Annotated in this window: 14 protein-coding genes and 1 tRNA gene; 6 read left to right on the forward strand and 9 right to left on the reverse strand. The window is 65.9% G+C overall.

What is annotated here, in order from left to right; translation table 11 throughout:
- The first annotated feature begins 50 nt into the window (after positions 1 to 50).
- Positions 51 to 311: an EAL domain-containing protein gene (locus A6A05_RS18930; protein ID WP_068504607.1), complete on the forward strand. Its 261-nt coding sequence runs from the start codon at positions 51 to 53 to the stop codon at positions 309 to 311.
- A 517-nt stretch (positions 312 to 828) separates the two neighbouring features.
- Here A6A05_RS18930 and A6A05_RS18935 read toward each other — a convergent pair.
- On the reverse strand, positions 829 to 1065 hold the full coding sequence (locus tag A6A05_RS18935; RefSeq protein WP_068504609.1) for a DUF1127 domain-containing protein: 237 nt from the start codon (positions 1063 to 1065) through the stop codon (positions 829 to 831).
- 191 nt (positions 1066 to 1256) lie between these two features.
- On the opposite strand from A6A05_RS18935, the gene A6A05_RS18940 reads away from it, so the two are divergent.
- Entirely contained in the window at positions 1257 to 2048 is a 792-nt protein-coding gene (locus tag A6A05_RS18940) for a crotonase/enoyl-CoA hydratase family protein (RefSeq protein WP_068504611.1), read from the forward strand.
- Here A6A05_RS18940 and gcvA read toward each other — a convergent pair.
- From gcvA to A6A05_RS18960, 5 genes are all read right to left on the reverse strand, one after another.
- Positions 2042 to 2929 carry a transcriptional regulator GcvA gene (gene gcvA / locus A6A05_RS18945; RefSeq protein ID WP_068504614.1) on the reverse strand — a complete coding sequence of 296 codons (888 nt, stop codon included), beginning with the start codon at positions 2927 to 2929 and terminating at the stop codon, positions 2042 to 2044. The genes A6A05_RS18940 and gcvA overlap by 7 nt on opposite strands.
- A gap of 116 nt (positions 2930 to 3045) precedes the next feature.
- Positions 3046 to 3471 carry a hypothetical protein gene (locus tag A6A05_RS18950; RefSeq protein ID WP_068504615.1) on the reverse strand — a complete coding sequence of 142 codons (426 nt, stop codon included), beginning with the start codon at positions 3469 to 3471 and terminating at the stop codon, positions 3046 to 3048.
- 149 nt (positions 3472 to 3620) lie between these two features.
- A complete protein-coding gene (locus A6A05_RS21100; RefSeq protein ID WP_156521155.1) occupies positions 3621 to 3773 on the reverse strand; it encodes a hypothetical protein in 153 nt (50 codons plus the stop codon).
- A complete protein-coding gene (locus tag A6A05_RS18955; RefSeq protein WP_068504617.1) occupies positions 3770 to 4363 on the reverse strand; it encodes a GNAT family N-acetyltransferase in 594 nt (197 codons plus the stop codon). Before A6A05_RS18955 ends, A6A05_RS21100 begins: the two co-directional genes overlap by 4 nt.
- Positions 4360 to 5244, reverse strand: coding sequence for an N-formylglutamate amidohydrolase (locus tag A6A05_RS18960; RefSeq protein ID WP_068504619.1), 885 nt, complete (start codon positions 5242 to 5244; stop codon positions 4360 to 4362). The genes A6A05_RS18955 and A6A05_RS18960 overlap by 4 nt, the downstream gene beginning before the upstream one ends.
- A gap of 121 nt (positions 5245 to 5365) precedes the next feature.
- Here A6A05_RS18960 and A6A05_RS18965 point away from each other — a divergent pair.
- Positions 5366 to 5440, forward strand: a tRNA-Val gene (locus A6A05_RS18965).
- Positions 5441 to 5508: 68 nt separating this feature from the next.
- Here A6A05_RS18965 and A6A05_RS18970 read toward each other — a convergent pair.
- Genes A6A05_RS18970 through A6A05_RS18980 form a run of 3 tightly spaced genes read right to left on the reverse strand, consistent with a single transcriptional unit; the run spans position 5509 to position 8824 of the window.
- Positions 5509 to 6945 (reverse strand): hypothetical protein, encoded by a 1437-nt coding sequence (locus A6A05_RS18970; protein ID WP_068504621.1) that lies wholly within the window; start codon positions 6943 to 6945, stop codon positions 5509 to 5511.
- Positions 6946 to 6948: 3 nt separating this feature from the next.
- Positions 6949 to 7992 (reverse strand): tetratricopeptide repeat protein, encoded by a 1044-nt coding sequence (locus tag A6A05_RS18975; protein WP_068504623.1) that lies wholly within the window; start codon positions 7990 to 7992, stop codon positions 6949 to 6951.
- Between the two features lie 31 nt (positions 7993 to 8023).
- On the reverse strand, positions 8024 to 8824 hold the full coding sequence (locus A6A05_RS18980) for a cell envelope integrity EipB family protein (RefSeq protein WP_068504625.1): 801 nt from the start codon (positions 8822 to 8824) through the stop codon (positions 8024 to 8026).
- 277 nt (positions 8825 to 9101) lie between these two features.
- Here A6A05_RS18980 and A6A05_RS18985 point away from each other — a divergent pair, with 277 nt between their 5' ends.
- The 3 genes from A6A05_RS18985 (at position 9102) to A6A05_RS18995 (ending at position 10384) form a co-directional block, all read left to right on the forward strand.
- The gene (locus tag A6A05_RS18985; RefSeq protein WP_156521156.1) at positions 9102 to 9389 is read left to right on the forward strand and encodes a hypothetical protein; all 288 of its coding nucleotides are present in this window, start codon (positions 9102 to 9104) and stop codon (positions 9387 to 9389) included.
- Positions 9386 to 9820 (forward strand): hypothetical protein, encoded by a 435-nt coding sequence (locus A6A05_RS18990; RefSeq protein WP_068504628.1) that lies wholly within the window; start codon positions 9386 to 9388, stop codon positions 9818 to 9820. Before A6A05_RS18985 ends, A6A05_RS18990 begins: the two co-directional genes overlap by 4 nt.
- 72 nt (positions 9821 to 9892) lie before the next feature.
- Positions 9893 to 10384, forward strand: a complete 492-nt coding sequence (locus A6A05_RS18995; protein WP_068504630.1) for a formylglycine-generating enzyme family protein — start codon at positions 9893 to 9895, stop codon at positions 10382 to 10384.
- The last annotated feature ends 52 nt before the right edge of the window (positions 10385 to 10436 follow it).

Here is a 10436-nt window from a genome sequence, read left to right on the forward strand (position 1 = left end):
GCCTTCCAATTGGGCCGGAATTTTGCCATTCTGCCGTCAATCAGGGGCGTATGGACCGCCCATATGGGGAATGTCGGCTGAAATATATCAGCGTCGATTTCGTCAAGATCGAGGGCTCGTTCATCCGCCACATGGTCACCGATCAGCGCGACCGGGTGATGGTCGAACACATCCACTCGATGGCGAGGCGCTTCGGCATCATCACCCTGGCCGAGTTCGTCGAGGATGCCGAGACCTTGGACCTGTTGCGCGAGATGGAAATCCCGCTGGCCCAGGGCTTCCACCTCGGCACGCCCAAGGACCTGCGCTAGGTTCTGCGCGATGCGCGGCCCGTGCCGGGCTCGTGCGCCCGGTGCGATCGGAAAAGCCCCAAGAGTCTGTCTGAGTTTGGCGGAATCGGATTTTCCTCTCGTCACCCTCGGGCTTGCCCCGGCGATCCACGCGGTGCCGCACAAAGTCAAATGGAAACAGCGCGTTATACGGATGCGCGTGGATGGCCGGATCAAGTCCAGTGCTGTCCGGTTAGAATTCTCACTCCATCGACGAACACATTGCATCGTGCGGATTTGCGGGGAGATCGGCGTTTCCGGGACAACTGAAACCGTCTCCCCCGCTCAGCCGTCATTCCCGCGCAGGCGGGAATCCATGCATGACGCTGGAATGCCGTTTCTTCAATGGGATACAGCCGAGCGGCCGGCGCCATGGATCCCCGCCTGCGCGGGGATGACGGCTCTTGGGTAGATATGCCCTCCTTTAACCGGACAGTACTGGGTCAAGCCCGGCCATGACGCGTGGAGAAAGTTTGCATCAGCCTAGACCGGACAGCCCCTAATCCTTCCAGAACGGCTTGGCGCATTCCATCCGCACCTCGTACTCGGTGACGCCGATATCCTTGAGGTCGCGGGCCGACAGCCGTGACAGCTCGGCCCGGCCGACCAGCCGGCCGGCCCACAGCTTCACCCGGCCGACAGTGGCGGTAATGGCGTGATCGATGGCCCGGCGCCGCAGTTCCGTCGCCAGGCGGCGGATGGCTTCGAAATCGTGGCGGCTGTCGATGGCGGTCATGGCGCCCTCCTGTCGGCTGTTGACGGTCTCCAGGACACGCCATAACCATGGACAGCGCAAATGAGTTCAAATCATCGCCGGACAAGCATTTCTGAATTCAAGCTTCTTCATCCGACCTTGAAAATTTGTACTTTGCATCCAGGGGCCAATCGGCGGCCCGATGGTGGCAGACCTGTTCGAAAGGATGCGCCATGGATGATTGCCTGCTGATCGACCTCAACGGCTCGATCGCCACCTTGACCTTCAACCGCCCGGCCAAGCTGAACGCCATCAGCTACGAACTGGCCGATGCCGTGCTGGAGACCCTGGACCGGCTGGAAACCGACCCGGCGATCCGGGCGATCATCCTGACCGGGGCGGGCGACCGGGCCTTTTCCGCCGGCGGCGACATCCACCAATTCTCGGCCAGCGTGCGCCAGGGCGCCGACAGCGCCATGCGGGCCTTCGTGCGGCGCGGCCAGACCCTGACGGCCCGGCTGGAAGCCTATCCCAAGCCGATCATCGCGGCGGTCAACGGCCTGGCCTATGGCGGCGGCTGCGAGATCACCGAGGCGGTCCACCTGGCGGTGGCCAGCGAGCGCGCGGTGTTCGCCAAGCCCGAGATCAATCTGGGCATGCCGCCGACCTTCGGCGGCACCCAACGCCTGCCCCGCCTGGCCGGGCGCAAGCGGGCGCTGGAATTGTTGCTGACCGGCGACCCGTTTTCCGCCCGGCGTGCCTATGAACTGGGACTGGTCAACGCCGTGGTCCCCCATGCCGACCTGATGGACAGCGCCCGCCACCTGGCGCTGCGCATCATCCGCCATTCGCCGCTGGCGGCCGCAGCCATCATCAGCGCGGTGACGCGCGGCATCAACCAGACCATCGCCGAAGGACTGGCGACCGAAGGCGAGCAATTCGCCCGTCTGGTCCCCAGCCACGATCTGCGCGAAGGCCTGGATGCCTGGATCGAACGGCGCCCGCCGGCCTATGGCGGTTATTGAGCCGGACGGACCAGTTCGGACTTGATCCAGGAACAAAAGGCCGCCACCTCGGGCCGGGTCAGCGATTCGCGGCTGGTCACCAGCCAGTGGGCCGACTGGCACGGTCGCGGCGGCCCCAGCACCGGCACCAGACGGCCGCTGTCCAGTTCGGCCTGGACCAGCGGCAGGCGGGCGATGGCCACCCCCAACCCCTGCGCCGCCGCCTCCAGCGCCATGTGGATCGCATCCATGCGGACGCCGCGATCAAGATCCAGCCCATGGATTCCGGCCAGTTCGGCCCAGGCGGCCCAATCCTCGCTGGCGATCACCACATGCAGCAGGGTCTTGTCGGCCAGGTCGGCGACGCTGGAGATGGTGGCGGCCATGGCCGGCGCGCACACCGGCACCAATGATTCGTGGGTCAGCCGGGTGGCGATCAGGTCGGGCCAGTCGCCGCGTCCCATGCGGATGGCGACATCGACGCCGTCACGGGGAAATTCCACCAGCCTGTTGGCGGTATCGACCGAGACCTGGATCTCGGGATGCAGGCGGTTAAATCGCGGCAGATTGGGGATCAGCCAGCGCATCCCGAAGGTCCGCGCCACGCTGACCGCCAGCTGGCCGCTGGGCCGCCGGCCCGGCACCGCCTCGGTCGCCGAGGCCAGGGCCTCCAGCGTCTCGCGGACGCGCGGAAGATAGGCCTGACCGGCCACGGTCAGGGCCAGCGAACGGTGGCCGCGCGCGAACAGCGACACCCCCAGCCAATCCTCGAGCACCTGGATGCCGTGGCTGACCGCGCTGGGGGTGACGTTCAGCTCCTCGGCCGCCAGCTTGAAAGACAGGTGGCGACCCGAGGCCTCGAACAGGCGCAGGGTGTTGAGCGGGGGCAGGCGATAGGCCACGCGGCGGCTCCGGGCTGGACGGGTGTCGACGCCCCAGTGTCCCGCCGAGCCCCGGCTTGCGCAAACGAATTGGTGCCCTGGTTCGGATGAGCAATGCTCATCCGACAACACGCGGATCAGCGCGTCGAAATGCGGCCGATCAGCCAGGATTCGAAGCGGGTCCGCCCGCCTTCGACCGACCAGTCGCGCATCAGGGCCAGGCGAGCGGTTTCCACTCCCTGCTCTTCGGCCAGATCGCCGGCCAGCGCCATGTTGCGGCCGGCGACGAAGGCGATGTCGCGCGGATGCGGCTCGAGCTGGCCTTGGGCGGCCAGCAGCGAGGCGACATGGTCGGCGGAATCGATCAGCTCGTCGGCTTCACGGAAGGCGGGATTGCGCAGGCACAGTTCGCGGATTGAACGCCACAAGCGCAAATTGGCGAACACCGCTTCTTCCAACTGGCCTTGCGTGGACGCACGCAGCAATTGGTCGGCGCAGGCATTCAGCGCGACGGCCAATTCGGCGTCGCGGCTGGCATTTCTGGGCATCCAATGAATGGTCATGATGACGCTCCCTCGCTTCTTGTCCCGATCTGTTGCCGGGTTGACGAGGGAGAGAGTACACCACGCAAGCGATGCGCGCGTCAGGTGCAGACGGTTAGGTTCTGCCCAGGAGGGCTAAGCCCCCCTACCCATCCGAGGTAGTTTGGTGCTTAACCGGCGAACATTTCGCGCAAGGACGGCAGTGCCAGCGACACCAACAAGACCAGGCCGACGAACATCAGGCTGAAGAAGATGCGCCGGTTGAAGGCCATGTCCTCGGCGGTCATTTCGGGAAGTTTGGGCCGCTGGTTCTCGTTGCTCATGTCGGGTCCTCGTCCCTGGGTAACGGTGGAGCCAGTCCACCGTCGGGCAATGGCTGCGAATCATCGCCCAACATGCGGTGCATGATGACCACATCGACCCAACGGCCGAATTTCAGTCCCACTCCGCGCAGCACGCCTTCTTGGCAGAAACCAAGGGCTCTATGCAAGGAAATCGAACCCTGGTTGGCGGAATCGCCGATGACGGCAATCATCCGGCGATAGCCCAGGGCGGCGCACCGGTCGATCAGTTCGCCCAGCAAGATGCGCCCGACGCCGCGGCGCTGGACGAACGGCGCGACATAGATCGAATCCTCGACGGTGTAGCGATAGGCCGAGCGCTCGCGCCATGGCCCGGCATAGCAATAGCCGACGATCTCGCCCCGGTCCTCGGCCACCAGATAGGGGAAGCCGCGCCGCTGCACGGCGGCCAGCCGGCGCGCCATCTCCTCGACCCCCGGGACATCTTCTTCGAAGGTGGCCGCGCTTTTGGCGACGTAATAGGCGTAGATGGTCTGGATCTGGTCGATATCGGCGGCGGTGGCGTCGCGCACCAGCACCGGCAACGCCCCCTTGCCCTGGTTGGCGGTCATGGGAAGTCCCTTCCGCGCAATTGCTGAGCGACATCGGCCACCACCCGGTCGATATCGTCGGCCAGACCGGCGAAGTCGGCCAGCTTGGCATGGGTCCGCTCGCTCATGTAAAGGGCGCGGTTGATCTCGATCTGGACGGCGTGGATGCCGTTGCGCGGCTGGCCGTAATGGCGGGTGGTGAAGCCGCCGGCATAGGGCGTGTTGCGCACCACCCGATAGCCAAGCCGAGTGAAGGATTCCTCGAAGGCCTGGCTGATCGGCGAGGCGCAGGCCGCGCCGAAGCAATCGCCCAGCACGATGTCGACCCGCGACAGGCCGGTGTCGAAATCGGCCGGGCCGCCCACCGACGGCATCGAGTGGCAATCGACCAGCACCGCCCAACCGAAGCGACGGCTGGTCCGTTCCAGCATTTCCTCGAGTTGGCGATGATAGGGGCGATAGAAGCCGGCGACCCGCCGTTCGATCTCGGCCACCGGCAGGCGCCGGGCATAGATATCGACGCCGCTGGCCACCACCTTGGCGATGGTCCCCAGCCCCGCCGCTACCCGCGGGCTGCGGATGTTGGCGAATTCCGGCAGCAGGCCGTCGAACATCTGCGGGTCCAGTTCGTAAGGCTCGCGGTTGGGGTCGCAGAAGGCGCGCGGAAAGTTGGCGGCCAGCAAAGGTGCGCCGTGGCGGACCACGCAGGCGAACAATTCATCGACGTAGGAATCCTCGGAGCGGCGCAAGGTCGCCGGGTCCAGCCGCGACGATTCCAGGAATTCCGGCGCGTAGTCGCGGCCCGAATGGGGCGAGCTGAACACCATTGGCACCGTCTGCTCGGGCGGAGCAAGAACGGAAAATACCGGAAAACCGTTGGTGACTGCGGGCCTGGAGTCCATAAGCAACCCTATTAACCCGGATTTTTTCGGCTGTCACCGGAATGCGAAAAAAAGAGCTGAAACATCCCTTCAGGAAGGGCTTGCCAAGGGGGGCAAAAGGGGCTAGAAAGCGCCCCTCAACGGGCGGTTAGCTCAGCGGTAGAGCACTACGTTGACATCGTAGGGGTCACAAGTTCGATCCTTGTACCGCCCACCACCGAAGCCTCCAGGGAAACCTGGGGGCTTCGTCCGTTTCGGGGAAAGGTCGGCGCTTGCGTCAGCCCATCACACCCCAACCCGCCAAGCCATCTTGCATATCCGCGCCCTGGTAAAGCCGGCCTTGAAGTCGGCGACAGTGCGCAGCTTGCCTTGATGGGCCGCGTCGAAAGCGTATTCGCCCAGATGGAAGCGGGCTTGCCCCCGGGCCTTGGCCCGCAGGATGGCGTCCCACAGGGTGAAGCGCGACGAATTATCGGCCAAGTCGCGCGGATAGCGCGCCACGGCGTAATGACTGTCGGCCCCTTCATCGACAATCAGCACGACGGCGACGGCCTGACCGTCGCGAAGCGCCACCGACAGCTCGGCATGTCCGGCTTCGATCTTGCCTCGCAAGACCGGCAAGGTGAAGAACAACGCCTCGGACCCGGGTACAGGGACGAAACGGTAATGGCATTGGCGCAAATCCTCGAACAGTCTCCAATCGGGCTGGTCGCCATTGAGATAGCGCATCTCCAGGCTGGTCTCGCCCCGGTGGATCAGGGCGTGGTTGCTGGGGCGCAGACCCTGCCACAATTCCTCGACCGGACGGGCGAGATCGATGGTCAGGCCTATCTGCAACTCTGCATTCAGCCCTTGCTTCAGGCAGGCCCGGCCCAGTTGTCCCAGCTCAGGCGCCATTCGATCGGCGATCAGCGGACGACCGCCGAACGCCTTGCACAGATCGAGGATATGCCCCACCGCCGCCGCCAACACCTTGTCGGAACAGCCCACGCCCGGCGCCTGAAGCAAATGGATCGCCGTGTCACCGGACTCGATGCCGTTTTCGCTGGCCCACAGCCTGACCAGCAAGACCGGTCGCCCGTCGGGATGGGTCACCACGAATGAGCAATTCTCGACGGTTTCAGGGGCCATGTAGGCCGGGTGGGACGCCCAGCGGAACCAGCGGGCAGCCCAATCGGTCGAGTTCTGCCAGGCGACCGAGCCGGCCTGCGCCGCGAACTCGGCCGGCGCGGCCAGGGCCTGGATGATCCGGCAGCCCGGGCGGCGCCCCTGGCACTCCAACAGGCCGGCGAGCCAGTGAGCCGGGGCGTGATCGGGCTTTAGCCGGCGCAAGCCGACGAGCAGGGCGTGTGCGGCCGCGGGATCGCCGTCGGCCAGCCTAGCCAGCGCCGCCTGGTACGCGATAAATGTGGCGTCGGCGGTGCCTGTCGAATCCGACAGAAGCTGCTCGAGCAAGGCGGCACTTTCCCCTGGCCGACCTCCCCGGCGCAGAATGCCGGCCAGGATTCGTCGGCAGACGGCGCGGTCATCGATGGTCGGCTCAAGCGCCCGATAAAGGGCTTCGGCCATATCCCATCGGCCGCAACGGCGATAAAAATGCCCCAGTCGGGCGGCCACCTGGGTCCTGACCGTCAGCTCCAACGCGGGATCAGCCAGCAGAATCTTTAGCGCCTGTTCGAACTCGGCGAATCGGCTGGCCTGATAGAGTTCCTCGGCATCCATCGACTAATCGTGATCGCCCCCCCGGATCTCCGCCAGCACCTCCTTCAGATGGTCGCGCTGGGCGATGATGGATTCGGCCTGATCGGCATGGCCCAGGGCCATCAGCACGGCGATGAAGGTGTCGAGCGTGGTCACCAGCGGGGCCAAAGCCTCGCCCGGCTGCGACTGCGCCGCTTCCTGGAAGCTGTTGACCGCCGCGATGGCCGATTCCAGCGCCTCGGCATTGGCGCCGGCCTCGTGCTGGCGGCTGGCCAGGTTGCCCAGCGACTGGGCCAGGTACAGGCGGTACTGGTCGGGCACCGCATCCACCAGGCCGCGCGCCAGCTCGGCCGCTTCCTCGACCAGCGGCAGCGCCTCGCCGGGCTGGCCGGCGCGGCTTTTGGCGAAGGCGGCCTGCTGCAGGGTCAGGCCCAGCAGGTGATGGACCGGCAGCGGCACCTCGCCCTTGGGGAACAGGTCGGCCACCATCCGGCGGACCATGATCGCCTCTTCCCAGCGGCCGGCCTCGGCCAGGGCCAGGCCGTTCCTGTGCAGGGCATCGACCATCACCCCCATGAACGGGCTCATGGCTTCGCCGCCCTCCTGGAACACCTCGACGGCGTCCTTCATCTCGCCCAGCGCCTGCAACGCCTGACCGGCCCGCCAGGCCCGGCCCGACTGATTCAACAGGGCCGAGATCATCACGAAGCGCGCCTGGTCGGGCTGGCTGTCCACCTCGCCCCGGGCCAGGCGGATGGCTTCGTCGCCGGCGGCCCGGGCCTCGTCGTCGCGGCCCAGGTCGGACAGGCGGTTCGACAGGTTGTTCAGCGCCGAGGCCAGATGGATGGCGAAGACACCCGGATCGACCTGATGGAGCAGACGGAAATGCGCGACCCCTTCCATGGCGGCTTCCAGGGCGCCTTCATGGTCGCCGTGGTCGGCCAGGTGGGCGGCACGCCCCATCAGGGCGTCGGCCAGTTCAGGGAACAAGGCGTCGGGGTCGGCCGCCCGCTTGGCCCGATGCTCGGCGATGGTGGCATCAAGGGCGGCCAGTTCCTGGTCGGACATGAAGGTGTTCCTTGTTGGGGCTGGTGAGGGGTCAGCAGGATCGGCGCGGAAGCGATTCCAGGCTTTCCAGGCGGCCGAGCAGGCTGAAATTCTTGAAGGTCTGCACGATCTCGCGGGCGACCCCGTTGGGGTGATAGGCCAGACCCATCTCGAAATTCGGCAGGGCGTCGATGGTAGCGACCGGGAAGAAGGCCAGCCGCATCGGCCAGGACGGGCTGCCCAGCAGCGGATTGACCGCCTTGGCCGGCATGGTCTGGCTTTGCTTGCCGATCACCGCGTTGACCTCGTAGGGGCCTTCGGTGCCCGAACCGTCGAACACCACCCGCCAGAAGGAATGGCCGCCGGCCAAGGCGGTGTCGATCAGCCGCACCGTATGTTCGGTGGGAAACAGCGTGCCCTTGGGCAGCGCCATGGTCATCGGCTCGGGCCGCAGGAAGCGGGCGACGCCGCCTTGCCCCTTGCCCTTCAGGTCGGCGGTGCCCTCGATATCCTCGGTCACCTGGCCGTCGCGGGTGTTGCGCAGGCGGAACTTGTAATGCAGCCCATCCTTGGATTCCCAGGTGATGAAATCGGTGGTCGAGACCACCTGGCCGCCCTCGGTATAGGCGTAATTGATGGCGATGCGGTTTTCCACCACCCAGCCATCGCAGGAATCATCGAACTGGTAGCTCATGGTGCCCGAGGCGGCGGCGATGCCCGACCCCGACTTGCTGGACGCCAGCCCCATGGAATAGACGGCGCGGTGCGGCGCCAGATCGGCCGGCCCGGCCTGGGCCACCGCCGCCAGGGCCATGCCCAGGGCGACCGACCCAGAAATCAAACGCCACGCCATCCACGCCTCCGCGCCAGTCCGACATTTGCGTCGCAAACGCCCGACGATTCACCATACCAGACCGCACTCTACCGCACCTGCGGCGGCGAACAAGTCTCTCCATCACAACAGATATGGTGTGGGAACGATTTTCCCACCACCCGGCAAGAATTACCCGCCCGCGGGAAGATTCGACCCACCCGCTTGGAGGGGAAAGGCCGAGATGCGTTGATTCGGCGATTGGCACGGCGGTTGCTTCAGTCCAGCCAGGGGAACCGAACGAGGAAGGAGAAGGCACATGACATTCGACTTCGCTCCCGACTGGATGGGCGCAGAGGCCGGTGACTTCACCGGAACCGCGCAAGTTCCCGTCGCCGTTCCCCCGCTGTCGCCGCCGCCGCCTTGCGCCCCGGCCCATCCGACCGATCGCGAGCTGGCGACCCTGGTCGGCGAATTGTTCACCGAGGGCACGCTGTCCTGGGACCAGTTGCGCACCCTGGGCAATGTCGGCGAGTTGCGGAACCTGCTGACCGACACCATCGCGGAAGTGCCGCTGGCCCGCCGCATCACGGAGCGCCGCTCATGACCATTCAATTCCACCAGCCCGGCCGTCCCGTCCGTCAAGAGCCGATGATGTCTTCCACCCGCGACATGCTGCCGCCGGTGATCGCCCTGCCGGCGCCGGCACCGCAGCCCGAGCCCCGCTTCAACCTGCGCCACATGTCGCCGCGCCGCTTCGCCGAGATCGCCCACGAGCTGTATCTGGAAGGGGTGTTGCGCTGGGAAGAATATCAGTGGATCGGCTATCCCAGCGAACTGCATCCTGATTTCGACCTGACCATCGGCGCGCTGACCGGCGAGAAGGCCCAGCCCGACCGCCCCCGCGACATGCTGGGCGAAATCGAGGACCGCATCGAATTCCTGAAGCGCCATGGCGGCCACCAGACCCCAGGCTTCTGGCGGGCCGAGCGGGCCTTGGACGTCCTGCGCCGCCAGGGCGAACCGATGGCCGCTTAGATATTTGCTCCCGGAGTGAGATGGTGCATTCTTGACCCGTCGGCTTGACCCGCCGGGGGGGGGGGGGGGGGAATGATGATGCTTTCACGTTTGACTGGCTCGGTCGCGGTGCTGTGGTTTGCAGCATTCCCGGCGCAGGCCGCTTGCTCGCTTGATGACATCGTGGCGTTGGCGAAGGCTGGCTACACCAAGGCCGAGATCGAAGTTCACTGCAAGGAAGGGGGCACTTCGACAAACACTGACAAGGGTTCGGCCCAATTGTCGCCGGAAGAGAAGGCTCCGGGGACTGGGTTCCGCGGCTGCCCCACCTGCCCCGAGATGGCGGTGATCCCGGCGGGCAGCTTCATGATGGGCAGCCCGTCCGACGAAAAAAGCGGCTATAGCTCTGAGCGTCCACAGCACCTCGTGACCATTGCCGCTCCATTCGCCCTGGGCAAGACGGAGGTGACGCAAGCGGAGTGGGAGGCGGTGATGGGTGGCAACCCTAGCAGCCTGTCGGACTCGAGCTTTCGGCGGAGTACGTGGGGCGGTAGTTCCGCTGGATCGCCTGGGACTGGGGCGTGACCGTCTGGCCGGGTGGATGCTGGGGAGATCGCCCGGCGCGCCCGGTTTTGTA

The sequence above is a fragment of the Magnetospirillum moscoviense genome (assembly GCF_001650635.1).
Taxonomy (GTDB): Bacteria; Pseudomonadota; Alphaproteobacteria; order Rhodospirillales; family Magnetospirillaceae; genus Magnetospirillum; species Magnetospirillum moscoviense.